The organism is Flavobacterium aerium, from assembly GCF_030766725.1.
Lineage (GTDB): Bacteria > Bacteroidota > Bacteroidia > Flavobacteriales > Flavobacteriaceae > Flavobacterium > Flavobacterium aerium.
Genome location: NZ_JARQWR010000007.1, coordinates 57,549 through 83,471, shown reverse-complemented (window position 1 = coordinate 83,471; position 25,923 = coordinate 57,549). Strand labels below are relative to the sequence as shown.

The following is a 25,923-nucleotide window of genomic DNA, read 5'->3' as shown; positions in this document are numbered from 1 at the left end:
ATGTATATTTTATAATCATCTATTTCTAAACTATTGTTTTTTGTAGATGAAGAATTTTTTATCATTTAACGTTAGTGGCGTTTTGATTGCCTGCTGCAAAAATACATCATATTGGCTTTGATGTTCCTCACTTACGATTAAATATGCTCCCGAATTCATATTATTTATGATAGTTTCGGGATAAAAGTAGCCTGGAAATGTAAAACCTATTTTTTTTAATTGAATAGATTTAAAATCACAGAGATAATATAGTGCTGGCGAAACTCCATCCAAGTAGACTTCGGATTGTTCTGGAACTAGTGCTTTGATAATTTGAACTTCTTTTTTCTGAGTATTAAATTCAATCTCATTATTTCTGAATTGCTTATATCCCATACTCATAATTCGAATGGTGGTGAAAATAAGTATAAGTAGAATAATTAAATTCCATTTCTTTTTATCGATGATGGATATTGCATAGACGAAAAGTAACAGGTAATAAGGAATTATATATTGGAAATAATGATCGTATGCAGCCAATAGAAGCACACTGAATGAGGCAATGGGAAGAAGAATTATAAAATAGTTCTCTTTGGTTATTTTTTTATAATTAAAAAAGAAAAGAATAGGGACCAGTAGAATGTATGGATTCCTATAAATTGTGTGTTTGAAAGTGGAGAAGCTAAGTTTTTGATCCACTCCTGTACCTACGCCAACATCAAAATGAACTCCTTTACCCAGAATATAATGTATAAATTCTGATAGACTTACTCCTTTAGTGATATAATATATCCAAAGTAAAAGTATTGGTAACAGTAATGTAATACCAATTGAGAATGTTTCTTTAAGAATGTGTTTTTTTCGAAGGAGAATATCAACCCCAATCGGTAATAGAATGAATAATCCATATTGCTTTGCTAAAAAGGATAAACCGATACAAAAACCAGTAATCCATAAATTTTGAAATCGAGCTGTATTTCGATACTGTAAATAGAAAAGTAACCCAAGCAGCTGAAAGAAGATCGATAAAGGTTCTAGCATCAAATGGTTTCCATCCAATGTCAAGCTGATTGCAACGTACAGCAGACTAAATATGGTTTTTAAGCGCCAATCCTTATTGTAATAACCTAATATTTTATAGAATATACCTGCCGAAGCAATTATCGTTATAATGTTGACGAGCAGGTGAAATCGAAAGTCAGGATGTTCTGAAAATAATTGTGGAATACCAATCAGAAGAATAGACAAAGGATTATAGGGAATGGCTATATCGGTAAAATAGACTTTCCCATGATAAACTTCTCGGATGATTGATAAATAATACCCAGAATCATACCCTACAAAGGGATATAAAGTGAAATTGACTAAGAAAGCTACTATGGTTATAGATAGTAAAATTATTAGCCCAGTATTCAAATGGATGTTTTTTATCATTGCGTGTTTACTATAGTGTATGAATCACTTTTGTAATATTCATTACATCTTCAACAGATAATTCATAGAACATAGGAAGACGTACTAGACAATCGGTGAAATGATCACAATTTGCCAATACTCTTCCATCATGTTTTTCATGATAATAAGGGCTACTGTGCAAAGATATATAGTGAAAAACGGCATGGTAACCATTTTCTTTAAGACGATTAATGATTTGCGTACGGTGCTCAATGTTTTCGGCAACGATATAAAACATGTGACCATTCTTTGTAGCATAGTCAGGTGTTGTAGGCAAACCAATATTAGCAATATTCATTTGGGTAAATTGATTATAGTAAGCTTCCCAAAGCATTTTTCTTTTGGTTTGAATATCGTCAAGGTTTTCTAATTGTGCCCATAAAAAGGCTGCAATTACTTCAGACGGTAAGAACGACGATCCAGTATCAACCCAGCCATATTTATTTACTTCTCCTCTAAAGAATTCTGCTCTATTGGTTCCTTTTTCCCAAATAATCTCAGCTCTTTGAATAAAACGCTCGTCATTTATCGTAAGCATTCCGCCTTCTCCAGAAACAATGTTTTTTGTTTCATGAAATGAGAATGCTGCCAAATGACCTATTGCTCCTAAGGCTTTCCCTTTGTAAAAAGAATCAATTCCTTGTGCTGCATCTTCAATAACGATCAAGTCGTATTTTGCTGCCAAAGCCATGATGGCATCCATATCACAAGCGACACCTGCATAATGAACCGGCACAATCGCTTTCGTTTTAGGAGTAATTAGTGCTTCAATTTTATCTACATCCATATTTGGGTTATCCCCATATGAATCAGCAAAGACTATTTTGGCTCCTTGGCGTACAAAAGCTAAGGCTGTTGATACAAAAGTATAGCTAGGAATAATAACTTCATCACCCACTTCAATGTTTGCCAGGATAGCACACATTTCCAAAGCATCGGTACAAGATGTTGTTAGTAAAGCTTTTTTAAAGCCATATTTTTGTTCAAAAAAGGCTTGACATTTCTGAGTAAACATCCCATTCCCAGAGATTTTACCAGAATTTACAGCCTGATAGATATAATGGGTTTCTTTTCCGGTAAGATAGGGCTTGTTGAAAGGAATCATAGAGGTATTATTTTTTATAGAATGGGGTTATTATAATAACTTAAATATTGAGAATCACTTTAGTTTGCTACAGATTAAACTACGTTTAATGAAGTTTATTTTGATTCATCAAAAATATAAAATTTAACGTTCTATTAATCTTGTATTTCTAATTTAAAAATGAATTAAATAGGCTCAATTTTATAGTAAGAATAAAGATTGTTGGATTTAATTAAAACCAATTTTTTGTTCTCTGTTGCTAAATATTTTTTTAATGGTATAAGGATAGAAGAATCATTAGTCATTAATCGATAAGCTACTTTTTTATTTATCTCATTATTATCAATTAATGAGATTGGAACTGTGGCTGTAATTCCTAGAGATTTTAATTTTTCAATTTGTAAAGGCGAGTTATTTAACCACCCCGAATAGATGGGTGTATTTACTTTTAATTGATTCAGTTTAAAAGGATGATTGGTGGTGAAATGATAATCAACAGTGATATAATTGTCGATATCATAGAAAGCGTTATTTTCAGTTGGAGCAGGTTCATGAATCATTTTTTTGTTAAGGTAACAAAGGAAATAACTAATGGCTGTAGACAATAATAACGTTAGTATTTTAAAATTTGCTTCGGCTAATTTATAGAAACTAAAAAGGAAAATGCAAAACATTAAAGGTAAGACAACCCGGTCCTTAGGAATCAGATTAATGGCAATGTAAGCAGTGATTACCATGAAGGAAAGTATTGGAATCCAATACATTCTTTTGTCAATTATATAAAAAGCAAACATGATGACCAATAAATAAATCCATAAAGGTTTATTGTTTAAGAGAGTATGGTATACTGTTGAGAAATATTCCTTTGCAGTAGGTATGCTATGTTCTCTATACAATTGTTTCACATAGTCTAAGTTGTATTTACTGGTATATTGAAAAGCCAGAAGGAATCTTAAAGTATTATCTCGGTCTGCTTCATTAATAGCAAATTCTGTAAAGTGAGGATTATCATTTAAAAGACTTCTATATTTATTGAATTCAGTATAATATTTCCATTCTTTACTAGAATATTCCTGCGTGTGAAAATAGTAGGAGTAACCTAAAAGGAAAGCTAATGCAATTCCGAAAATATAATTTTTTCGATTATATAGAATTGGAACTCTTTTTTCTCGGTATTCTAAAAGAATATACATAATACCTATTGCCATTGTAAACAGGAACATTTCTAATCGTAATAGAATTGCTGCTGAAAATAAAAAGAACGGTAAAATGAAAGAAGCAAAAGGGCTTTTTTCATGCAATTGCATTACAAGACTAATCCCTGCTATACTCAGTAACCCTGTAATGGAGGTAAATTGTATATTAATAATGAAATAGGATAAAAAACAGAGCGTAAAAAGAATTACATACCATTTTCTGATTTTTTTTAGTACAAAAAATACAATTACAACAGCAGATAGTGATTGTAAAGCAACCATTATTATGCTATACCAATAAATATCGTTATTGTATTCGTATAAAAATTTAAGGAAGTAACCTGTAATAGAATTAATAAAAACTAAATGACTATCTGGCTTCCCTGTTATTGTACCATTTGCAATTTGTTGCATTACAATATCATCACCATGTTGAAAAGTAATGTCAAAGAATAAATAACAAATAGCATAAAGCAATACAACAAGAATGATAGAATTTGTTTTGTTGTATTGTAAAATGGATTTAAAATTAGAATTCAAAAAAATCATTTTTTATAATAATGTTTAATATGCGTTTGTTGCATGATTTCATATCCCTTTTTACTATAAAATCGACAAGCACTTTCATTGATTTGTTGCGTAGGAATTCTTAATTCATGGACGTTTTGACGAATCAATAAGTCCTCAACAAAATCTATAAGTTGCCCGCCAATTCCTTTGCCTTGTGCCTCAGGTGATACAGCAATTAAACCAATTACAGCGTGATTATCATGTATTTTATATGTGACGAAACCCTGAACAGTTTGCTCTTCTTTATAAACTAATAAGTCCGTAGCAAATTTTTTATTTAACGAATTGGTGATCCAGATTTGATATAACCTTTCAAAATCCTTCTTTTTGAAATGTTGATCCAAATTAAAACGACTGAACTTTCCGCTTTCATAAGCAAGATTGTAGAGTAAATCAAGTTCAACATTTTCTTCGTTAGAAGAATAGATATTTTTGTTGGATTCTTTTAAAGGATTAAATTCTTTTTTGTGAAAGACGATTTTTACTTCTTCAAAACCAGGTATAAAATTTTTAATTTCAAGCGTATGGTCAAAATCACTTTGAACATACAACATATCAAAAGATTCTTCTAATGAGTAGGCAGTATTCAATGTATCGGCTAGCGTAAGCATACCAATCTTTTTATTAAAGAATTCCGAGTCCCATTGTAAAGTTTCTATTTTCATAGTATTTCATCAATTATAAAAGAAGGACGATCTTTCGTTTGGTCAAATATTTTACCTACATAAATTCCCGTAATTCCTATTGTTGTAATGATAATTCCAGACAAGAACCAGATGGATACAATGATAGAAGTGTATCCTAGAACCAGTATTTTTCCAGAGAATGCACGGTATATATCATATACACCTACCATGAAGGATATCATTGAAATTAATAATCCAAACTTAACGAAGAGCTTTAAAGGCTTATTAGAGAATGAAATTATAGTATTGAATGCTAGGCTTAATAATTTTGAAAGATTATAACTTGAGCTTCCAGAATCTCTTTCTGCATGTTCCACAGCAATAGAGGTTGAGTTATAACCCACCCATTTTGAGAATAAAGGAAATGATTTAATATAATCTCCCATAGCTAGTACGGAAACAATACTCTTTTTACTATAAATACCAAAGTTTGCAATTTCACTATCATATACCGTATCGGTCAGATAGCTGTAAACTTTTGAATATACTTTTGATGATAATTTTTTAAGAAAATGGTCTTGACGATCAATTCTTCGAGCTAGAACAATGTCGTACCCTTCTTGTGCCTTGTTGTATAAGTTGATTATTTCTTTAGGCTGATCCTGTAAATCACAATCCATGACAACACACCATTCGCCTTTGGCAAGAGATAAACCAGCAATAATTGCGGGATGTTGACCGAAATTTCGACTCAAACGTACCGATTTGACTTCTGGAAATTGAGAGGAAAGACGTTTCATCGCTTCCCAAGATTGATCTGGACTGCGATCATCTACCAAAATTATTTCATAAGATTGATTGACTTCCAGCATTACCTTTTGTATTTCAGCAACAAGTTTTGCTACAATTTTCTCGGCTCTATAAACTGGGCTTATAATCGAAATATGGGGTGTATTTTCCATACTTTAAAATTTTACAGTTACAATGGTTCCAATAATAATAAGTGCTAATCCAATAACTTTTCCAATGGTAAATGTCTCTCCTAAAAATAGAATACCGATTATGAAAACCAATGCAGGTGCTAAACTCATAAAAGGATATGCTTTTGTAATCTCAAATTGAGTCATAGCAGCCATCCAGAATAATGAGGCAAGAAATGCAGCAACAAAACCAGAGAAAATAAAAGGATCAAAAATAGTTTTAAATAGGAATATGATTTTTTCTTTTAAGGCCTCAGGTAAACTTCCTAATTGGTTTAATCTCCATTTTAAAATAATCTGACCGTAAACGGTGAAAAAAAGTGTACCTAAAATATAAAAGTAGGGATTCATTGTCTATAAATAATTATAATTTTGATTAATATATGTAGCTTGGTAAATGTTACTACCTCTATGATACATGTTCTTTTCTATGGTTGCGTTGTTTTTTTTATCAAAAAAAGATTTTAAAAAAACTACAACAATTCTGAAATGTGTAATTTGATGCAAATCAACTTTTTAAATAAAAAAATAAATTTATTTTAACATAGTTAACGTTAAAATAAGGTAAATATTTGGTTAATAAAATGATTTTTGCAAATTAAAGGGTTTCCTCATTTTTTTCAAATGAGTTTATGGTTTTATTATAATATTGAAGGGTATTTTCTACTGTTTTATCGAGTGAAAACTGATTGATTACTTTTTGACGTGCATTTACTCCAATTTTTGTAGCCAGATCAGGATTATTAAATAAGTTTAATATCGTTTGCACAAACTCTTCATTTGAATTAACGATATAACCATCCTGTCCATGATTAATGATTTCAGGTGCAACATCAATATTAGAAATAACGACAGGTTTTTCCATAGCCATCGATTCAATCACAACCAAAGGTAGGTTTTCACCAAAAGTTGCAAAGACTAGTACATTGGCCTGAGAAATCATATTTGGGAGGTCTACATATTGTACAGAATCCGTATAGAAAACTTTATCCTTTTCTTGAATAACATCTTCATATAGATATTCCCAATATTTTTTGCCTTTCCCTATAAAATGTAAAGTAGCTTTTGGTTGGATTTTAACGACCTCATTAAAAACTTCACATAGAATTTTAGATCCTTTCTGTTCCGATAAGGTTCCATAATAAAAAATAGAGTAGGGGATTGTATTGGACGCTTCTTTTGGAGAAAATAAATTAGTATCGATTCCATTGTAGATGACATCAATTTTCCCAGTATTAAAAATTTTAGCTGTATTAATGGCGCTAAAGTTAGAAACGGCCACAATATTTTTAACGTTTTTGAAAGCCATAGTCTCGATCTCTTCAATAATCGGACTCAATTGATATCCGTTATAACAAGTGTTCAGGAATTTCACAGATCCATGACAACGCACTACAAGTGGAGCAATGCCCTTAACTTTTAAAAATAAACCTTGGTTGTCATTCGCTTCAATCAAGTCAATTTTTTTCCCAGATTGTTTAATGAAATTTTTCAAACGACGCGCCAAGTATATCCTTTCTAATTTAGCCGATAAAGTAACTAAGCCAATTCTTTTGAATATAGAATTAAGATGTTTTGCAAAGGGTTTATAATACAGCTTATGACTTTTAATCATTTTTACTTCAATGGTGCCATCAAAAAAATGCTGCTCTTCTTCACATAAGGCAAATATGATTACCTGATGTCCTTTTTTAGTGAGTTCAGTCGCCATACTTTTAATAAACGAACCAATACCACCTGTAGGTGGGAAGTTTGGATGATTGTATTCGTCTGTAAGAAATAATATGGTCATGGATTAATTTTATAAATTGTATAAACGTATTATGGGATTATTATATCGTTTTTTGTGTAATTATTTTTTGATAATAGTCAATGCTTTCATCGACCATTCGGTCATTTGAAAATTTAGCAACTACTTTTTCTCGTGCTTTTTGTCCAATAGATTGTGCTAAATCAGGATTGTTGAATAGGTCCAGGATTGTTTGAACATATTCTCCTTGATTATTTGCAATATAACCATCAATACCATGTTCGATGATTTCTTGTGAAACCCCAATGTTCGACATGACAACGGGTTTTTCCATTGCCATAGCCTCAAGAATTACCAATGGGAGATTTTCTCCAAAACTTGGAAATAAGGCAACATTAGCCTGAGAAATCACTTTAGGCAATTGAGTATACTCTATGGAATCGTAATAAAAAGCACTGTCTGGATGCGTTAAAACATGTTCACGGAGGTAATTCCAATACTTTTTTCCTCTTCCAATGAGATGTAAGGTTGCTTTAGGCTGTGCCTTAATTATTTCATTGAAAACTTCACATATAATTTTGACACCCTTTTGTTCTATTAAATTACCATGAAAAAAGATGGAATAAGGAATTATAGGTGAACTATCTTTTGGATTAAAAATGTTTGTGTCAATTCCGTTATAAATTACATCAATCTTCGCTTTATCAAAAACAGTAGCGGTACTCGAAGCACTAAATTTAGATACGGCAATAATATCATCAACCATTTTAAACGATTGCTTTTCTAATTGCTCAATAATCGGGCTAAATCGGTAGCTGAAATAAGTATTAAATAATGTAGCAGAGCCATGGCAGCGGATAATGAGTGGAATTTCATTTCCTAATTCTATAAAGTAACCTCCAAAATCATTAGCTTCAATTAAATCAACTTTCTTGTCAGAAGACGAAATAAATTTATGAAACTCACGCGCTATATATTTTCGTTCTCGCATCGGTAGGAATAAACCAAAACCAATTCTTTTTAAAATGGAATTAATATGTTTTGCAAATGGAATATTCTTTCTATAATCCTGAATCATTTTTACTTCAATTTGCTCATCGAAAAAATGAATTCCATTTTTTTTACTTTGACCAAAAATAATCACCTGATGCCCTCTTTTAGTTAATTCAGTCGAAAGCGTTTTTATAAATGTCCCAAGACCACCAACCGGAGGTAATTTGGGATGATTATATTCATTTGTAAAAAATAAAACTGTCATTGATTTATTGCTAAGTAAAATGCTATGTTAAAATTTTGATAGCGCAAATGTAGTGTTATATTCGAAATTATTAATTAACCAACAGTGTGATTATATCAATTAGTAGGAAAATACACTTTAATAAATTAAAGAAATGCGTTGATGTAAAGTTTTATTCTAATTTCTCAATCCATTGACATAAATAGAATGAACTTTTTGAATTAGCTATTGGACGTTTTATTAAGTAGCGATTTGTAGATTTTAATGTAACTATCGGCCATCATCTTAACGTTGAACTTCTGATTTAAAATGTTCTTAGCATTGTTGATAATTTCATTTCTTAAATCGTTATCTGAGAGTAAACGAAGTATGTTTTTGCCAAGTCCTTCGTGATCCGATGTTTCAGAAGATAATCCCGTTTCATTATGAATGATAGATTCTTGTAAACCTCCTGTTTTCGTACTAACAGCTGGAACTTCTGAGGCAAAAGCTTCTAAAGTAGCAACACCCAATCCTTCAATTTCTGAAGTAATAAGCATGATATTGAATTCCGGAATTAGTTTTGGAACATCACAACGGAAACCAGTAAATATTATGTCGTCTTGTAGGTTTTTTGAATGTGCAAAGTTTTTTAATTCTCTCTCCAGTGGACCTTTACCAATAATGACGAATTTGAATTTCTGCTCAGAATTGTTTTTTAGGTATTCAGCCGTTTTAATAAAGGTGAATAAACCTTTCTCAAGACTTAATGAAGATATATTTCCGATGATGATGTAATCATCTGGGATATTGTATTCTTTACGCAAAATGCCCGAAGACTGATTCGTGAAATTACCTAAATTAATACCATCATAAACCGTAATAATTCTGTCTTTTTTACGAACTACTTTTAGTAATTCATCTTTAACAGCATTGGAAACACAAGTATATAAATCAATATTACGGTGGTTATATTTCCAAATATTAAGTGCTTTTTGCTTAATAGCATTATTACTCTTACGCGTATAGATTATTTTTTTTCCTTTCAGTAAATTGCTGACAACTAAAGTCAATGTCAAAGCAGTTGAGTCATGGATATGGATAATATCAATGTTCAATCGATTAACTAGATGTACTATTTTTATGGAATAACGAATGTCGAAATTAACAGCGCAGTCCGAAGAATAAACATTAATTCCTTGTTTTTTCATCATCCCATATAGTTCAGAATCTGTTTTGGTCAAGACATAGTGTTCAACATCAGAATTTTCCGATGTGTTCTGTATAAGTTCATACATTTGTATGTCTCCGCCTCTCAGTTCTTTAATTGTGGTGAGATGTAAAACTTTCATTAAAGGCTTAAATTAATTTTAAATATAACTTGAAATATATTTTGCGCAAATTTAGATTGTTTTTTTTAATATGTAGCATCTTAACATTTAATTTGCATATAGAAGTTTATATATGTGCTACTATTTCTCTGAAAATTATTTGAAGAAAACCCTATCAACCCAAAACGGTAATCTATATTGGTTTAGTATAATATCATCAATAATTTCGTAATCGGATTTAATAAAATCTTCAGGAATTTCAATTATTGGATTTTTGTCATCAATAACATAGATGTTTTTAGGATTGTAAAAGTTGTAGTTTACAATATCTATGTTGGTTGTAATCAGCTTTTTATTATTCCCAAGCGCTTCAAATACTCTAAATGTAAGACCCAGTTGGCCTTCTCTTTGAATATCAATAATGATTTTTGCTTTTTTGATTTCATCTAGAACTTCACTAATTGCCATATGATTGTGGAAGAAATCTATAAGAGAATCTTCCTTCTCATTCGGAGTGTATAATCGGAATTTGAAACTGATTTTTTTATTATCTAGGAAAACAGCTATTTTTTTCAAAATTCCAAAACGCTCGTCGAATGTAGCAATGTTGTACAAAAGATATTCAAAAGTATCACTCTTATAATTTTCTGTGGTAATGTAATTCGTGGCAAATTCTAACTGATACTTTGCACAATCCTCTTTCTCATAAGAGAATACTTTATCAAAAAAAGGAAGAATATGAGCTTGTTTAGGCATCCTTTTGAAATTGTCAAAAAGATAGGTGATATAATAATTGGAATTCTTCTTTAACATTCTATGGATACTGTCGGACAACATATCAGGGCGAATAACAAAAATGGTATCATAATGCCCTTTCATTTTAGAACGGATATCCTGTTCTAACCATTGGTCTTTGAGATTTTTTTTCAAGAAAGTTTTGGAGAAAAAATTCTCTATTTTTTGAAAAAAAGATTTGTATTTATATTTTTTCACACCAAAATAGAAGAAATCAACTTCAATGTTTTCTCTACTTTTCAATTCTTCAATAATATAATCGATATACCCATAAGCATAATGAGCAACGATGAATATTTTTTGTTTTTGCATAAAAAAAGATATGATATTACTCTATAAAATAGAGGTTCAAAGGTATTATTTTAAAAAATCAAATTCAAGCATGGTTTTATTATTCTATAGTATTATCAAAAAAATCATATAATCTTCGTTATAATTTAGTAAAGTCTGAACTTCATTAATAATTCATTTTAGAATATTTAATTTTGCTGAAATATATTCGCAAGACTTTCATTACTTTTGTTGTTTAATTAAATGCAGAATGTTAGTGGGTTACTTTATTTTTTTCATTGTCATATTTATACTGTTGTTTGTACTTAACTTACAGTATAAATGGATATATCCTTCCCATAAAAAATTAAGAATTCTAGAATATCACTCTATATCTATTGACGGTTTTGAAGATCAGGTGACTATTTCAAAAGAGAAAATTATTCAACAATTTGAGTACTTAAAAAAGCATAATTATAAAACTTTTTGGTTCTCTGAGATTGATGAAATGATTAAGAATAAAGTCAAATTACCAGCTAAAAGTGTTGTTTTGACCTTTGATGATGGTTATTTGGATAATTATACGGAACTATATCCATTACTTCAAAAATATAATTTTAAGGCAGTGTGCTTTATGGTATTGGGTCGAATAGGGCAACAAACAGATTGGTCTGGAGAATTTGCAAATCATTCCATGCAATTGATGAATGAAGAACAAATGAAAGAAGTGAAAGACCATATTGAATTTGGATACCATAGTTACAAACATGATAATTATGCTTTTATGAATCTTCAGGAAGTAGAAGAAGATATAGAAAAGTGTAAAGCAATTATTAGAGAAAAAAAACTGACAATATTTCCCGCCTTAGCCTATACCTATGGTGGATATTATAGGAAAAAAGACTTGAATCAAATTGAGTTTTTCAAAGTTCTGGAGAGGACGGGGATTAAGTATGCTCTTCGTATAGGGAATAGAATAAATACTTTTCCATTTAAAAATAATTATGAAATTCAAAGAATCGATATACGGGGATATGAACCGTTATCCGTTTTTAAGATTAAAATTTTACTAGGGAGAACCCTACCGTTTTAATCTTCATACATCCCTCTTTAATACAAGATTATAATTCCTGCTCTTTTATGACTATATGCAATGCTAACTATACTATAATTGAGATTCAAAATATCATTGATAATTTTGAATCCAATCCTTCGATTTTTGTAAAAGGAGATAGAAATGTAATTAAACTAGCGAAAATCAAAGAAGAAACGATTAATATCAAATCGTTTAAGATTCCAATAATATTAAATCAGTTCATCTATAAATATTTCCGTAAATCTAAAGCAAGACGTTCATATGAATATGCTACGGCATTGCTTAAAAATGGGATAAAAACGCCGATGCCTATTGCTTACTCCGAAGAATTTAATTGGATAGGCTTACAGCATAGTTTTTATATTAGTGAGCATTTAACAACGGAATTGACTTATAGAGAATTGGTTACAAACCGCAATTATCCTGATCGTGACACAATTTTAAAACAGTTTGTTCAATTTTCATTTCAGCTACATGAAAAAGGAATTGAATTTTTAGATCATTCACCAGGAAATACTTTAATCAAGAAGATTGGAGAAGGTCAATACGAATTTTACTTGGTCGATTTGAACCGAATGAATTTTCATGAATCGATGGATTTCGATATGAGGATGAAAAACTTAAGTCATCTTACACCCGATAAAGACATGGTTTATGAAATGAGTGAAGAATATGCTCGTCTGTATCAAAAACCAGTAGATGAAGTTTTTGAAAAGATGTGGCATTATACGCATTCCTTCAGTGTCCGATTTGACCGCAAAAGAAGAATGAAAAAGAAATTAAAGTTTTGGAAAAAATAGTCTTTGTTTAAAAAGACTATTTTTCTAATAACGATCGATATACTTCAATATATTTTTTTGCTGCAGTATCCCAACTAAAGCTCAAAGCCCTTTCGATATACTTTTGACTATAGAAAGCAAAGTCAGTATTGTATTTCTGTAACCCTTCAAGAAATGTTGCAGCCATATATTCAGGATTAAACTCTTTCCAATAGAATGAATATTCTCCACCTATTTCAGGTAAAGAGGTCTTATCCGATAAAAATATTGGTTTGCCAAAACGCATGGCTTCAATAGGCGGTAATCCAAATCCTTCGCGTATGGATGGGAATACAAAAGCGGCACAGTTTTTCATGTAATACTGCTTGCCTGTGTCATCCACTTTACCGGTTAAGAAAACTTGATTTTCTAACTGATTCTCTTGAATGAATTTTTCAATGATTCGCCCGTATGATTTATTGTTATTCCCTGAAAGTACCAAATTATAATCAGGTAAATAGGGCATCATCTCTACCAAAGATAAAAAATTCTTACGCTCTAAGAAATCACCTATTGAATATAAAAAAGGTTTTTCTATAGGGACAGAAGGAGTATAGTTTTTAGTATCTAATAAATCAGTAATAGGATTTCCATTATGAATTACATACTCCGGAATATTCGGTACTTTAAAGTGTTGATGCGTCTGCTTTTTTGCGAACTCAGAAATATAGGTAATTGCATTAGCTCTATTTAGTTTTTCAATAAAGAGCTTGTTTTTAGGATGATTAATATCAGAAGAAATCTCTTCAAAAAAGTTTACATCATGTACTGTAAGCAAATATTTACTCACCCTATGAGGTTCTATTTTTGTATTTTGATTTACAGAATGCCATAAATCATGCTTTCTTCTTATTCTGAAAAATGGATACCGATTAAGGGTATAACATTTATGATATTTGAATTTAGTTCCGAATTCTTCCGATACAACTTTGGGGTCTACAACATTCAAATAAAGGTCTAGATTCCCTAATGATTGGTGACTCAAACCTTTAATTAACTCATGATTAAATGTGCCTAATCCAGAAGCTTTATTTTTTAGATTGTGGGTTTCTAAAAATATTCTATAATTCATTTTGTAATAAATTTACAGTAAATGTATTGTATAAATTGTTATAATAAAAAGCATTAACTACATTTGTTCATTCATACTAAATTTTGATGAAAATCAATATACATCCTAATCATATTCAAAATAAGTCCTCAATAATTTCGATTATTGAAGATTTTAATGAGAATGGTAAAATCTTCGGTAACGGAGATCGTAATACTATTAAGTTATTTGAATATAATGATAGGATTGTGAATGTGAAGTCTTTTAAGATTCCAAATTTAATTAATAAAGTAGCTTATAAGTATTTCCGTAAATCAAAAGCCAAGCGCTCTTATGAGTTTGCAAATTATTTATTGGCAAATGAAATTGGCACACCAGACCCCATAGCTTATTTTGAGAAGTTTAATTTTTTAGGATTAAATAAAAGCTTTTATGTGAGTAATCACCTCGAAACAGAACTTACGTTTCGGGAATTAGTATTGTTTCCTGAGTATCCCGATAATGAAAATATATTAAGGCAATTTATCCAATTTTCATTTTTACTTCATGAGAAAGGAATCGAGTTTTTAGACCATTCACCAGGGAATACATTGATTAAAAAAACGGAAGAAGGAAAGTATGATTTTTTTCTTGTAGATCTAAATAGAATGCGTTTTCATTCAGAACTTAGTTTTGAACAAAGAATGAAAAATTTAAGTAAACTTACCTCAAAAAAAGATATGGTTATCGTGATGAGTGATGAGTATGCAAAGTTGTGTGGAAAAGAAAAAGAAGAGGTTTTTGAAAAAATGTGGTACTACACAAACAATTTTCAGGCAAAGTTTCAGTTTAAAAAGAAGATAAAGAAGAAATTTAAATTTTGGTAGAAACAAAAAATCTAAGTTTATGTTGAAAGCATCGGTCATAATGAGTACTTATAATTCGGAGGAATGGTTAGAGAAAGTGATTTGGGGCTTTAGTATTCAAACTGAAACTAATTTCGAAATAATAATCGCAGATGATGGTTCCCGAGACGAAACAAAACAATTAATAGATAAACTACGAGAAGAAGTCTCAATACCTATTATACACGTTTGGCACCACGATCATGGATTCCAAAAAACAAAAATCCTAAACAAAGCCATAGTGGCATCCAATACAGAATACTTAATATTTACAGACGGAGATTGTATTCCTAGAAAAGATTTTGTTTCTGTACATATGAGAAATAAAGAACCCGGTTATTTCCTTTCTGGTGGGTATTATAAATTGCCCATGTCGATTTCTAAAATGATTACCAAAGAGAATATTTTAAAACAAAGTTGTTTTAAGCTCAGGTGGCTTTATTCAAATGGACTTCCCATTAAATTCAAAAATATTAAACTAGTAAATAATAGGACTATTTCTAGTATTATGAACATAATTACGCCGACAAAGGCTTCGTGGAATGGACATAATGCTTCGGGATGGAAAAAAGACTTATTAGCGGTAAATGGCTTTAATGAATTAATGAAGTATGGAGGAGAGGACCGCGAATTAGGAGAGCGCTTAGAACATATGGATATAAAATCAAAGCAAGTCAGGTACCGTGCCATTTGCATTCACTTAGATCATGAACGAGGCTATGTAAATGAGGAAGCTAAGAATAAGAATAATGAAATACGAGATTACTCGAGGTTACATAAGATAATAAAAACCCCCAATGGCATTAGCCAAGCTGATTCTTAAGAAACTCATTTAAAGAAGGAAATATCAATTCAGGAGTGAATTGCTGATAAAGTTCAAAAGTTTCTTTTCTTAGTTCTTTCGTCTTTTTGTTTTCAAATAATTGAGGCATAAAATCATTCAAGTGAATGGACATATGATTAATGCCATCTTCAAAAGTTGCCCAAGCTTTTTTCTCAATCCAAGGAGAAAATATAATATAAGAAGGTTTCCCTAATGCTTTGGCCATATTAATTGCTCCACCATCATTTCCAATAATAAGATCACATTGATTCATGAGCGCAATAAACGATCTTAAATCACTTCCTAATAGATTGAAATAGATTTTATTTTGTGTATCCTTTGTACAATAATCAAATACTTTTTGAGCCTCAGTAATTTGCTTTGGAAAATAATTGAAAAGAATATTTACATCATACTTAGAAGCAATCCCATCAACAATCTGTGACATGTATTCTAGCGGATAGGTTTTTAGAGATTCACTACCTAAAAGACTAATCATTACTGTTTTTCTTGCTGGATTAACCTGATGCTCTTTGAAAAGAAGTTGAGCAACTGAATTTTCTTTTTCAGTAACAAAAAGCTTCGGATGAGGATCAATCTCAATGTTTAGATTTAATGGATCTAGTAAAGAAAGTCTTCTCTCAATTGCTAATCCTTGATTAGTTTTGGGAGAATTCTCTAATTTTACATTGTCGGTATATAAAAAAGCACGTCCAGGTTTTTTATAAGAAATACGTCTTTTAGCACCACTCAATGAAACTAAAAGCCAACTTTCAAGTTTAGAATATGCATCAATTAAAAGATCATACTTTTCTTTTTTAATACGTGAACCTAATTTTAAAAAAGCCATTGTACTTTTTCGATGTTCCTCTTTAAATAAAATGATATTATCAATACTAGGATTTCCTTCTAAGACAGGTGTTGTAGACTCATATACTAAATAATCAATCTGTGCATTTGGATAAGCCTTACGGAGATTGTTGCATAGAATACTACTGACTAATACATCACCAATCATTTTTTGTTGAATCACTAATATTTTCATATTATATCTAGTTTTAAAGCTTATGACTTATGGGTTGCTTCTTCGTTAAGCACAATTTGTCATTGATAACAGCATCATTAAAGGTTTGGATATAAGCTTTTAGAAAACGTTCCATAGCGTAAGCTTTATCTTTTTGCTTTTCAATGAGATTGTTTTTTAATGAAGGATCTGTTTTCCAATTGTATAAACTGATGCTTTTATTACCATCAAAAGCCAAATATAAATCATTATCGACTAAGTGGTATATGTTATCCAGATAGTATACAACAAAATTATCTTTGGATTTATAACTCTTACCGAAACTAATCATATCCGTTTTCATATTAAGATAATCCAGAATACTCGGCATTATATCAATCTGTTGTAAGTTCTTTTCACTAACACCCTTTAGCTCAGGATTAGAGGGATCAAAGAAAATAATTGGAATAGAAAATTTCCCGATGTTATTCGAAAAGTTTCCTTCTGAAAATGGGGAAGTATGATCGGCAGTAATGACAAATAAAGTATTGTTATACCAATCTTTCTTCTTTGCTTCATCAAAGAATCTTTTTAGGGCATAATCAGCGTAACCAATTGTTTCATGGATAGGCGTAGTTCCCTTTGGAAATTTATTGGTGTATTTTTCAGGCATAATATAAGGGTTATGCGATGAAATAGTGAAAATTGAAGTAAAAAAAGGCTGTTTGAACGTACTAATTTCTGTACAGAAGTATTGTAAAAATTCCTCATCAAAAATTCCCCATCGTCCATCAAATGCTCCTTCAAGCGGATATTGATCTTTACCGTAGTACTTATCAAACCCAGCAACCTCAGTATATACATTAAAGTTTTGACTACCATTGAAAGCCCCATGAAAGAAGGAGGTATTATAACCATGTTCTTCCATGATTTTTGGTAAACCATTTATTTTATTCAGTGAATAACTAGAAGAGATGAAAGAGTTATTCATCAAACTAGGAATACTGGATAATACAGAAGGAACAGCATCAATGGATACTTTTCCGTTTGCAAAACCATTTTTAAAATAATACGATTGTGTAATTAATGAATCCAGAAAAGGAGTATAACCCTTTCCGCCATTAGAATACCCAATATTTTCATCTCCAAAACTTTCCAGAATAATGATAACAACATTTTTCTTTTGTATTGGACCTTCAGGATTGATAGAAACCACTGGTGAATAAATGGAAGCTAATTCCTCAGGTTTATAGTAATGTGCTACGGTAATACTTCCCTTTTTTTCTATCGATTTTATAATAGTAAAAGGAGTGTTTAATACCAAAGCAGTACTAGATAAATCGGCATACTCAATAGCATCAACAATACGAAGTGGTTTTTTTTGAAACCCTCCACGTCCCATAACCAATAGAATGGCTATTGAAAATAAAAAGATAGGATATTGTTTGAAATACTCTTTTTTTGAGAGCTTTTCTCCACGCACAGGAATAATTCTCAAGTTTGGAATAGCTTTCCAGAATAGATAACAAATGATCAGGAATAATACACCAACGTACCAGAACTCAGCTAGAAAGGAAGGGATTAATCCCATAATTTCATGCTCCATTCCTTTGGCTGTAATCAAATTTATATTACTTCTGCGACCTGTGAATTTATAGTATTCTAAATCGACAAAATTGGTTGTAATAAATATAAGATTGACCGTGTAAAAAAGCACTTTTAATACTTTTTGATACTTTACAGTATATTTAAAATTGCCTGGAATAAGATGCGCTAAACCAAAGACAAGATTGATCAAAGCTATTATTGATAAGTCATAACGCATACCTCCAAAAAAGGAGGTAGCGGTAGCGTTTTCAAATGCAGAGGCGTTAAAAAAATAAAATAAAATTCGACAGATCTGGTATATAATAAATAGTAACGTTAGTCTTTTTATAAATAAAAGTAGACTGTTTTTATAATTTGTCATTTAAGGCACTCGCAGGTTAAGTTTGAAAACGAATTTTAGAACAATGTATTAAACGGCAACATCATATTCTCTTAATGCATTGTTCAGAGAAGTTTTTAAATCAGTTGAAGGTTTACGTTTACCGATGATTAATGCACATGGAACTTGGAATTCTCCTGCAGCAAATTTCTTAGTATAAGTACCTGGAATAACGACTGAACGTGCTGGTACAACACCTTTCATTTCCACTGGCGTATCTCCAGTTACATCAATTATTTTTGTAGAAGCAGTCAAGCATACATTAGCTCCTAGAACAGCCTCTTTTTCTACACGAACACCTTCTACAACAATACAACGAGATCCGATGAAAGCACCGTCTTCAATAATTACTGGAGCAGCTTGTAATGGCTCTAATACACCACCAATTCCAACACCACCACTCAAGTGTACATTTTTACCAATCTGAGCACAACTACCTACTGTAGCCCATGTATCAACCATAGTACCTTCATCAACATAAGCACCAATGTTTACATAACTAGGCATTAAGATAACACCGCTTGAAATATAAGCACCATATCGAGCCACAGCATTCGGAACAACACGAATTCCTTTTTCAGCAAAATTTCTTTTTAATAACATCTTATCATGGTATTCAAAGATACCAGCTTCTAATGTTTCCATTTTTTGAATAGGAAAATACAATACGACCGCTTTTTTTACCCATTCGTTTACTTGCCACCCAGTATCAGTAGGTTCTGCAACACGTAATTTACCAGAATCGATTAATTCAATAACCTCTCTGATGGCAGTTGTCGTTTTTTCTTCAGTTAGTAAAGCTCTGTTTTCCCAAGCTTGTTCTACGATAGATTGTAAATTGTTCATTATAGTGTGATTTTCGACAAAGATAGAAGCAATTTTTTTAAAAAAAAGCCGTTTTTAAATTCCTAACATTATAAACTGTAATTTTGCAAAAAAAATAATCATTTATGGCTAGTATTTTAGCAATTGACTACGGATTTAAGCGAACCGGGATTGCAATTACAGACCAGATGCAAATTATAGCTTCTGGACTCACAACAATACCTTCTGAAACTACAATACCATTTTTAAAAGATTATTTCTCAAAAGAAAAAGTGGAACGTGTTTTGATTGGTGAGCCAAAGCAAATGAATAATGAACCATCTGAAAGCGCTCCAATCATTGAAGCATTCGTGTTAAAGTTTAAAGAATCTTTTCCTGATATGCCTGTGGAACGCGTAGATGAACGATTTACTTCAAAAATGGCTTTTCAAACCATGATTGATAGTGGCTTAAAAAAGAAACAACGCCAAAATAAGGCCTTGATTGATGAAATTTCAGCAACTATTATGCTACAAGATTTCTTATTGAGAAAACAATAGAAAATGCCTCAATATTGAATTGCCTAAAAAATGATAATTAATTAAAATTAAGATACGAATTTGACCAATTTTTGTAAATTTTCAATTTATCTTTGTACTTTAAATCTTTGTGATGACTACTAATAATAATCAGAAATCCAATCCAGACGTTGTACTTATAGGCGCTGGAATCATGAGCGCCACGCTCGGAATGTTTTTAAAAGAGTTACAACCCGATATTAATATTGCTATTTACGAAAGGCTTGACGGCGCAGCTTCTGAAAGTTCAGACGCTTGGAATAATGCTGGAACAGGACATTCTGCTTTTTGTGAGCTGAATTATACACCAGAATTAGCCGATGGTAGTATTGAAACCATAAAAGCCGTAAAAATTGCAGAATCATTTGAAGTATCAAAGCAATTTTGGAGTTACTTGATTGAAAAAGGACTAATTGCTGCTCCCGAAGATTTTATTAGAAGTATTCCACATATGAGTTTTGTTTGGGGTGATACAAATGTAGAATATCTTAAAAAGAGATATGAAGCCTTAATAAAACACAGCCTTTTTAAAGAAATGGAATATTCAGAAGATTTTACAAAACTAAAATCTTGGATGCCATTAGTAATGGAAGGTCGAAAAGAAGGAGAGAAGTTAGCTGCGACACATATGGACTTAGGAACAGACGTGAATTTTGGAGCGTTAACACGAAGTATGTTTGCTCATTTAATGCAACAAGAGGGTGTAACAATTCATTATAATCATGAAGTTCGTAAGCTAAAACAAAGAGAAGATAAATCTTGGTCTATTGTAGTAAAAGATTTGGCTTCGAATGAAAAGACAAAAGTGAAAACAAAATTTGTTTTCATTGGTGCCGGTGGAGGTTCATTACCCTTGTTAGAAAAAGCCGATATTCCAGAAGGAAAAGGTTTTGGAGGTTTCCCTGTGAGTGGGCAATGGCTGAAATGCATCAATAAAGAAATTATAGAGAAACATAATGCAAAAGTATATGGTAAAGCAGGTGTAGGTTCACCTCCAATGTCAGTACCGCATATGGATTCTAGAATGATAAATGGAGAAAAAGCATTGTTGTTTGGGCCTTATGCAGGATTTTCAACAAAGTTCCTTAAAAACGGTTCATATTTAGATTTACCCTTATCAATTAAATTTGATAACATCCGTCCAATGCTAGCAGCTGGATACCACAATATGGCATTGACAAAATACCTAATTGAACAAGTAAGACAATCCCCTGAAGATAGACTGGATGCATTACGCGAATATCTACCAACAGCAGATATGAAAGACTGGGTATTGGAAACAGCTGGACAACGTGTACAAGTGATTAAGAAAGATGAAGAAGTAGGTGGTGTTTTAGAATTTGGTACTGAGGTAGTAAGTGCATCAGACGGTTCTTTGGCAGTATTGCTTGGAGCTTCTCCAGGAGCATCAACAGCAGTTTCAATTATGCTTGATTTATTAAACCGTTGTTTTGCCGATAAAATGTTAAGTGCAGATTGGCAAACGAGATTAAAAGGAATGATTCCTTCTTATGGTCAGGCATTAAATAAAAATCCTGAATTGTGTGACGAAACCAGAGCAAGAACATCAAAAATTTTAAAATTAAATACAAAGTAATTTTAGATTCTAATTCATATAAAAGCCATCAGTAGTGATGGTTTTTTTTTGCCGTTGCGATACTTTGCTTTTAAGATTTGTAGCTATATTTGAGTAACAAACATAATGTATATGAAACACAATGATATACAGCTTTATAATACAAGGTGGATAACGATTATTATCTGCTTGGTTCTATTTTTATCAAACTCAGCAAGATCTCAAGAGTTTGAAGGCACTTGGAAATTTATACACAAACCCAATCCAAGTTCATCACCAATATATGTTGAAATGCAAATAGGTAAAGCAACCGAAGGTATGCTTTATCCTGCAAACCTAAAAATCAATTATAATTCCTTTTCATCAAGCTATGAGTTTTTATTGGTGAAGAAAAATGATACCCAATTGGGGATAGGACGCAATAAATATCCAATTTTGGAAACCCCTTTTAAAATTGGACAATGGATGCCTTATTTGAATGGTGTTTTTACATTTAGTAAAGATGCAAAAGGAAAAGCCCAGTTAGAATTGAAACGGATGTGGATTGATAATTTTGGTTTTTTTATGCGTGGATTGTATGATGGAGATGAAATTTACCTGAGTATGAAAGATAACTTGAGGAATCTGTTGTGTCAGGAAAAAATTACTTTTCAGAAAGCAAATTCTATTCCTTGGAGTGATCCTAATATCAAACGAATTGTTAGTCCCACTGAAAAAGATAGTATTTACTATGGGGTCTATGATCCTATAACATTGAAAGATAGTATTATTTATTTAACGATTCAAGATGAAGAATTGATGGATGCCGATACGATTACTTTAGTGCAAAACGGGAAGATAATTTTGAATAAGCATGCCATTGATGAAAAAGAGTTTTCATATGCGTTACCACTAAAGAAAGGAATGAATACCTTAGCTCTTTTTGCAGAAAATTATGGAAGGCTCCCGCCCAATACAGGAAATCTGATTGTAAAGACAAAAGACAATATGTATTCTTTTGATTTTACACATCGTGCCAATGCATTTGCCACTTTTTTAGTGGGGAAATTTTACAGAGAAACCCCCGATTCTAAAGAAATTCCATTAAAGCAAACGAAAAAAGAATCACCTCCGAAAAAGAATGATCGTTACTCTGATTATGTAGCTGAAATGGAGGTTAAAAACGATAAAATTAGCTTAGAGATATGGGATGGTCAGGTAGAAGATGGGGATATTATATCCTTGAAATTAAATGACGAATGGATTGAGCAAAACATCAAAGTTCAAAAGAAAGGAAAAAAGATTGAGGTATTACTCAAACCAGGAAAGAATATACTCTTATTCCGGGCCGAAAATTTAGGAACAATACCACCTAATACAGCTGTACTCCGAATATATTATGGAGATAAAACTCGGTATGTTTATTTAAGTACCGATATGAAAAAAGATAATCTAATTGAAATTGATTATAAAAATTGATTTATTTAATGATGTAACGTAGATTTATACCTAAGCCATGTAAAGTATTTTTTACATGGCTTAGGTATATAACATCGAATTTGAAATCTAAAAGTAAAAATAGGATAAATAAATTTATTCAGTATTTTTTTAAGCTTTCGTAATTTGTATTAATTATGTCCTTTTTTGAATGCTTTATAGTAGACGTAATAATGTTATTTGTAATTTGCTGTGAAAGTCTGTGAAGTAATTTTCCCATTCTTAACAACAAAAGTATCGGTAGTAAAGTCTGTAGTAGAAGATGTCCATGTTACATAGGCCATTTCTCCAATGATAGTAACTGTTAAGACCTGCATGTTAGTGGTTGCTGGAGGGAAGAATGTTGTATATACAGAATTGAAATTAGCTCTTATCTCGGCTAACCCTTTAATATAACCTCTAGAATTAATTCCTTTAGAAATTATAACGGAATCATCAGTATAATCTTTTAATGTTTCTTCTACATCACCATTGCTAAAAGCTTCCATATGATGTTCAAATACTTTCTTTGTTTGTAATGTAATCGCTTCATTGTCTGGTGAAACTCCTTGAGCATTTACATTTATATAAGATAAAGTGATCAGAGTGATTAGTAATATTTTATTTAATTTTTTCATGACTATTTTATTTTTTGTATGGTTGTTATTGTTTGTACTTTGCTGCAAATGTTTGGGCTACAATTTTGCCATTTCGAACTACAAATGTATCTGTAGTATAATCTGTTGTGGCGGATGTCCAAGTTATATGTGCAGTTTCACCACTTACAGTCATTGTTTCTAGTGTGAAATTTGTCGTTGTAGGCGGGAAGTAATTTGCATAAACATTTTCAAAATTGGCTCTAATTTGAGCTAATCCTTTTACGTATCCTTGTTCGTTAATTCCTTCACTAATAAGTACTGAATCATCAGTGTAATCTTCAAGTGTTTTATCTACATCTCCTTGTATAAAAGCCTCCAAATGGTGCTCAACAACTTTTTTCGTTTCCTGTGAAAGAAGTGCTATTTCATCTGAATTTTGTGATGAATTTTTATCATCATTATTATTACAACCAATAAGTACAAGAAAGAAAAGGCTACTCAATAATGGTATTTTTTTTAGTTTATTCATGATTAGAAATGTTAAAGATTAATTTAATAAATTTAGATGTGTGTATCAATATTGATTATTAATAATTTTATTACAAATCTAGTATGGAAAGAGAACTAAAAAAATAAGAAATATTAAGAAATCATTCTTGAGCGTAGTTTGCTCTTACCTATAGATGAAATTTTTAACTACAGGCAAGGAATGATAAATCATAGATAGGCGATGTTTATTTACATATGAATTTTAGAAATAAAAGTCCATATATGACCTTATGCTACTATAGATTGTTTATAGTAGTAAAAAAGATAAAATAGAGTACGCTTTGTCTAAATTAGGAGATGCTAAATAGTATTGAAATATTAAATGACTTGAAACTCATGTGAAGCGAATTCCTGTCCATTGATTAAAATTGTGATCCTATGGGCGCCCAGATAATGTTTGCGAGTGGTCATATCACGAAAAGTTTGAGTACGATTAAAAGTATATACTTTATTCGGTTCATAGGTATTCTCAGTAATCTTGAATAGCTTTCTGTTTTGTTTCCCATTTGCCTTCATATAATCGATGCCATATTCCAGACGAAGTTTGACTGGTTGGGTATTTTTATTGATTAATTCAAAGGAAAACAAAAGACTGTCACCAATTGATATTTGATCATTTTGTAATGCTAAAGCGGAAATTTCAACATCTTTGACCTTTTCTAAACCAAAAAAGGCCAATACTTCTGGATGTGCTTTTTTAAGTAAAGTACGACTACCATGTTTGATAACCCAATCTGTATTTGATGAAGTACCTTTCCATGCGATAATAGTAGCAAGGACAACATCTGGATGATCTTTGGCGATGTCGTTAAGATTATTGGCAACACTTCTTCGTACAAATTCCGAAGCGTCATCTTTCAAATTGTCAAGAATAGGAAGTATATCGGTAGGATCTTTTTTTAATGCTGGCAAAGCCATAGCCCACGGTAATCTTGGGCGAGCTCCTTCACTCGAAAAACGACGAACCAAATGACTTTCATGCTTTGACCATTTTGTCATTTGTACAATCATATCATCATGGTATTGAATCATGAAAGGACGAACGGCAAATTCACAACTTGTAAACTGAGTAACAAACTCTAAAGCATCTACGGATGTATTGAAATGATTAATACCAAAGATTTCAATATACTCAGGGAAAAACATATATTCCAAACTCATCTCTTTAGTTCCTCTTTTTCGAATCGCAGTAATAATTTGCTTAATGCTCGAAATGGCACCATCATACGTATTCGGGAGAAACTCGTGAAGAGTAGCAGCGATATGTTTCATTCGTTGTTTCAATTCACGTTGTTCCCAACTAGAATCATAAATTTTAGCTAAGAATAAAGTTTTATCAAAATCGACAATGACATCCGATACAGCATCGGTAAAACGATCAAAGAAAATAGGAGTATAGATATTCTTAAGTAGATTTTCCATGACTATAGATTGTAAATGAAATGGTA

The 25,923-nt window shown here is 31.4% G+C and carries 24 protein-coding genes; 7 read left to right on the top strand and 17 right to left on the bottom strand.

The features are described 5' to 3' along the window. Positions 1–30 precede the first annotated feature (30 nt). From P6733_RS10795 to P6733_RS10750, 10 genes are all read right to left on the bottom strand, one after another. Positions 31–1,413, bottom strand: coding sequence for an ArnT family glycosyltransferase (locus P6733_RS10795; protein WP_306352884.1), 1,383 nt, complete (start codon positions 1,411–1,413; stop codon positions 31–33). A gap of 10 nt (positions 1,414–1,423) precedes the next feature. Next, complete coding sequence (gene rffA, locus P6733_RS10790; protein ID WP_306352883.1) at positions 1,424–2,539, bottom strand: dTDP-4-amino-4,6-dideoxygalactose transaminase; 1,116 nt, start codon at positions 2,537–2,539, stop codon at positions 1,424–1,426. Between the two features lie 164 nt (positions 2,540–2,703). Continuing rightward, complete coding sequence (locus P6733_RS10785; RefSeq protein WP_306352882.1) at positions 2,704–4,254, bottom strand: hypothetical protein; 1,551 nt, start codon at positions 4,252–4,254, stop codon at positions 2,704–2,706. Positions 4,255–4,259: 5 nt separating this feature from the next. Next, positions 4,260–4,949, bottom strand: a complete 690-nt coding sequence (locus tag P6733_RS10780; RefSeq protein ID WP_306352881.1) for a GNAT family N-acetyltransferase — start codon at positions 4,947–4,949, stop codon at positions 4,260–4,262. Continuing rightward, the gene (locus P6733_RS10775; protein WP_306352880.1) at positions 4,946–5,872 is read right to left on the bottom strand and encodes a glycosyltransferase family 2 protein; all 927 of its coding nucleotides are present in this window, start codon (positions 5,870–5,872) and stop codon (positions 4,946–4,948) included. The genes P6733_RS10780 and P6733_RS10775 overlap by 4 nt, the downstream gene beginning before the upstream one ends. Positions 5,873–5,875: 3 nt before the next feature. Beyond that, entirely contained in the window at positions 5,876–6,241 is a 366-nt protein-coding gene (locus P6733_RS10770; protein WP_306352879.1) for an EamA family transporter, read from the bottom strand. 247 nt (positions 6,242–6,488) lie between these two features. Further along, positions 6,489–7,682, bottom strand: coding sequence for a glycosyltransferase family 4 protein (locus P6733_RS10765; RefSeq protein WP_306352878.1), 1,194 nt, complete (start codon positions 7,680–7,682; stop codon positions 6,489–6,491). A 40-nt stretch (positions 7,683–7,722) separates the two neighbouring features. Next, positions 7,723–8,898, bottom strand: a complete 1,176-nt coding sequence (locus P6733_RS10760; protein ID WP_306352877.1) for a glycosyltransferase family 4 protein — start codon at positions 8,896–8,898, stop codon at positions 7,723–7,725. 200 nt (positions 8,899–9,098) lie between these two features. Then, on the bottom strand, positions 9,099–10,208 hold the full coding sequence (locus tag P6733_RS10755) for a glycosyltransferase family 4 protein (RefSeq protein WP_306352876.1): 1,110 nt from the start codon (positions 10,206–10,208) through the stop codon (positions 9,099–9,101). Positions 10,209–10,343: 135 nt separating this feature from the next. Beyond that, positions 10,344–11,294: a hypothetical protein gene (locus tag P6733_RS10750; protein ID WP_306352875.1), complete on the bottom strand. Its 951-nt coding sequence runs from the start codon at positions 11,292–11,294 to the stop codon at positions 10,344–10,346. Positions 11,295–11,568: 274 nt separating this feature from the next. Between P6733_RS10750 and P6733_RS10745 the strand changes: the two genes are divergently transcribed. Then, the gene (locus tag P6733_RS10745) at positions 11,569–12,345 is read left to right on the top strand and encodes a polysaccharide deacetylase family protein (RefSeq protein ID WP_306352874.1); all 777 of its coding nucleotides are present in this window, start codon (positions 11,569–11,571) and stop codon (positions 12,343–12,345) included. A gap of 47 nt (positions 12,346–12,392) precedes the next feature. After that, positions 12,393–13,148, top strand: coding sequence for a lipopolysaccharide kinase InaA family protein (locus P6733_RS10740; protein WP_306352873.1), 756 nt, complete (start codon positions 12,393–12,395; stop codon positions 13,146–13,148). A 16-nt stretch (positions 13,149–13,164) separates the two neighbouring features. Here the strand turns inward: P6733_RS10740 and P6733_RS10735 are convergent, their stop codons facing one another. Further along, a complete protein-coding gene (locus P6733_RS10735; RefSeq protein ID WP_306352872.1) occupies positions 13,165–14,238 on the bottom strand; it encodes a glycosyltransferase family 4 protein in 1,074 nt (357 codons plus the stop codon). Positions 14,239–14,324: 86 nt separating this feature from the next. Here P6733_RS10735 and P6733_RS10730 point away from each other — a divergent pair, with 86 nt between their 5' ends. After that, positions 14,325–15,083 carry a Kdo domain containing protein gene (locus P6733_RS10730; RefSeq protein ID WP_306352871.1) on the top strand — a complete coding sequence of 253 codons (759 nt, stop codon included), beginning with the start codon at positions 14,325–14,327 and terminating at the stop codon, positions 15,081–15,083. Positions 15,084–15,102: 19 nt separating this feature from the next. Then, the gene (locus P6733_RS10725) at positions 15,103–15,924 is read left to right on the top strand and encodes a glycosyltransferase family 2 protein (RefSeq protein WP_306352870.1); all 822 of its coding nucleotides are present in this window, start codon (positions 15,103–15,105) and stop codon (positions 15,922–15,924) included. Here the strand turns inward: P6733_RS10725 and P6733_RS10720 are convergent. The 3 genes from P6733_RS10720 to P6733_RS10710 are packed head-to-tail and all read right to left on the bottom strand — an operon-like array spanning position 15,905 to position 19,760. Then, on the bottom strand, positions 15,905–16,969 hold the full coding sequence (locus P6733_RS10720) for a glycosyltransferase family 9 protein (RefSeq protein WP_306352869.1): 1,065 nt from the start codon (positions 16,967–16,969) through the stop codon (positions 15,905–15,907). The genes P6733_RS10725 and P6733_RS10720 overlap by 20 nt on opposite strands. A 13-nt stretch (positions 16,970–16,982) precedes the next feature. Next, complete coding sequence (locus P6733_RS10715; protein WP_306352868.1) at positions 16,983–18,896, bottom strand: LTA synthase family protein; 1,914 nt, start codon at positions 18,894–18,896, stop codon at positions 16,983–16,985. A gap of 48 nt (positions 18,897–18,944) precedes the next feature. Further along, positions 18,945–19,760 (bottom strand): 2,3,4,5-tetrahydropyridine-2,6-dicarboxylate N-succinyltransferase, encoded by an 816-nt coding sequence (locus tag P6733_RS10710; RefSeq protein ID WP_306352867.1) that lies wholly within the window; start codon positions 19,758–19,760, stop codon positions 18,945–18,947. A gap of 104 nt (positions 19,761–19,864) precedes the next feature. Here P6733_RS10710 and ruvX point away from each other — a divergent pair, with 104 nt between their 5' ends. From ruvX to P6733_RS10695, 3 genes are all read left to right on the top strand, one after another. Continuing rightward, positions 19,865–20,278, top strand: a complete 414-nt coding sequence (gene ruvX, locus P6733_RS10705) for a Holliday junction resolvase RuvX (RefSeq protein ID WP_306352866.1) — start codon at positions 19,865–19,867, stop codon at positions 20,276–20,278. Positions 20,279–20,390: 112 nt separating this feature from the next. After that, positions 20,391–21,893 carry a malate:quinone oxidoreductase gene (locus P6733_RS10700; protein WP_306352865.1) on the top strand — a complete coding sequence of 501 codons (1,503 nt, stop codon included), beginning with the start codon at positions 20,391–20,393 and terminating at the stop codon, positions 21,891–21,893. Positions 21,894–22,004: 111 nt separating this feature from the next. Continuing rightward, on the top strand, positions 22,005–23,330 hold the full coding sequence (locus P6733_RS10695) for a hypothetical protein (RefSeq protein ID WP_306352864.1): 1,326 nt from the start codon (positions 22,005–22,007) through the stop codon (positions 23,328–23,330). 194 nt (positions 23,331–23,524) lie between these two features. Here the strand turns inward: P6733_RS10695 and P6733_RS10690 are convergent, their stop codons facing one another. The 3 genes from P6733_RS10690 to P6733_RS10680 all read right to left on the bottom strand — a co-directional run bounded on the left by P6733_RS10690 (position 23,525) and on the right by P6733_RS10680 (position 25,897). Continuing rightward, positions 23,525–23,965 carry a YybH family protein gene (locus P6733_RS10690; RefSeq protein ID WP_306352863.1) on the bottom strand — a complete coding sequence of 147 codons (441 nt, stop codon included), beginning with the start codon at positions 23,963–23,965 and terminating at the stop codon, positions 23,525–23,527. 25 nt (positions 23,966–23,990) lie between these two features. Further along, positions 23,991–24,455, bottom strand: coding sequence for a nuclear transport factor 2 family protein (locus P6733_RS10685; RefSeq protein ID WP_306352862.1), 465 nt, complete (start codon positions 24,453–24,455; stop codon positions 23,991–23,993). Positions 24,456–24,793: 338 nt separating this feature from the next. Next, positions 24,794–25,897 (bottom strand): DNA alkylation repair protein, encoded by a 1,104-nt coding sequence (locus tag P6733_RS10680; protein ID WP_306352861.1) that lies wholly within the window; start codon positions 25,895–25,897, stop codon positions 24,794–24,796. Between the last annotated feature and the right edge of the window lie 26 nt (positions 25,898–25,923).

Bases quoted from the DNA above. Each gene is read 5' to 3' on its own strand.
- P6733_RS10795 (WP_306352884.1), bottom strand. From the start codon at position 1,413: ATGATAAAAAACATCCATTTGAATACTGGGCTAATAATTTTACTATCT.
- rffA (WP_306352883.1), bottom strand. From the start codon at position 2,539: ATGATTCCTTTCAACAAGCCCTATCTTACCGGAAAAGAAACCCATTAT.
- P6733_RS10780 (WP_306352881.1), bottom strand. From the start codon at position 4,949: ATGAAAATAGAAACTTTACAATGGGACTCGGAATTCTTTAATAAAAAG.
- P6733_RS10775 (WP_306352880.1), bottom strand. From the start codon at position 5,872: ATGGAAAATACACCCCATATTTCGATTATAAGCCCAGTTTATAGAGCC.
- P6733_RS10770 (WP_306352879.1), bottom strand. From the start codon at position 6,241: ATGAATCCCTACTTTTATATTTTAGGTACACTTTTTTTCACCGTTTAC.
- P6733_RS10765 (WP_306352878.1), bottom strand. From the start codon at position 7,682: ATGACCATATTATTTCTTACAGACGAATACAATCATCCAAACTTCCCA.
- P6733_RS10760 (WP_306352877.1), bottom strand. From the start codon at position 8,898: ATGACAGTTTTATTTTTTACAAATGAATATAATCATCCCAAATTACCT.
- P6733_RS10755 (WP_306352876.1), bottom strand. From the start codon at position 10,208: ATGAAAGTTTTACATCTCACCACAATTAAAGAACTGAGAGGCGGAGAC.
- P6733_RS10750 (WP_306352875.1), bottom strand. From the start codon at position 11,294: ATGCAAAAACAAAAAATATTCATCGTTGCTCATTATGCTTATGGGTAT.
- P6733_RS10740 (WP_306352873.1), top strand. From the start codon at position 12,393: ATGACTATATGCAATGCTAACTATACTATAATTGAGATTCAAAATATC.
- P6733_RS10735 (WP_306352872.1), bottom strand. From the start codon at position 14,238: ATGAATTATAGAATATTTTTAGAAACCCACAATCTAAAAAATAAAGCT.
- P6733_RS10730 (WP_306352871.1), top strand. From the start codon at position 14,325: ATGAAAATCAATATACATCCTAATCATATTCAAAATAAGTCCTCAATA.
- P6733_RS10725 (WP_306352870.1), top strand. From the start codon at position 15,103: ATGTTGAAAGCATCGGTCATAATGAGTACTTATAATTCGGAGGAATGG.
- P6733_RS10720 (WP_306352869.1), bottom strand. From the start codon at position 16,969: ATGAAAATATTAGTGATTCAACAAAAAATGATTGGTGATGTATTAGTC.
- P6733_RS10715 (WP_306352868.1), bottom strand. From the start codon at position 18,896: ATGACAAATTATAAAAACAGTCTACTTTTATTTATAAAAAGACTAACG.
- P6733_RS10710 (WP_306352867.1), bottom strand. From the start codon at position 19,760: ATGAACAATTTACAATCTATCGTAGAACAAGCTTGGGAAAACAGAGCT.
- ruvX (WP_306352866.1), top strand. From the start codon at position 19,865: ATGGCTAGTATTTTAGCAATTGACTACGGATTTAAGCGAACCGGGATT.
- P6733_RS10700 (WP_306352865.1), top strand. From the start codon at position 20,391: ATGACTACTAATAATAATCAGAAATCCAATCCAGACGTTGTACTTATA.
- P6733_RS10695 (WP_306352864.1), top strand. From the start codon at position 22,005: ATGAAACACAATGATATACAGCTTTATAATACAAGGTGGATAACGATT.
- P6733_RS10690 (WP_306352863.1), bottom strand. From the start codon at position 23,965: ATGAAAAAATTAAATAAAATATTACTAATCACTCTGATCACTTTATCT.
- P6733_RS10685 (WP_306352862.1), bottom strand. From the start codon at position 24,455: ATGAATAAACTAAAAAAAATACCATTATTGAGTAGCCTTTTCTTTCTT.
- P6733_RS10680 (WP_306352861.1), bottom strand. From the start codon at position 25,897: ATGGAAAATCTACTTAAGAATATCTATACTCCTATTTTCTTTGATCGT.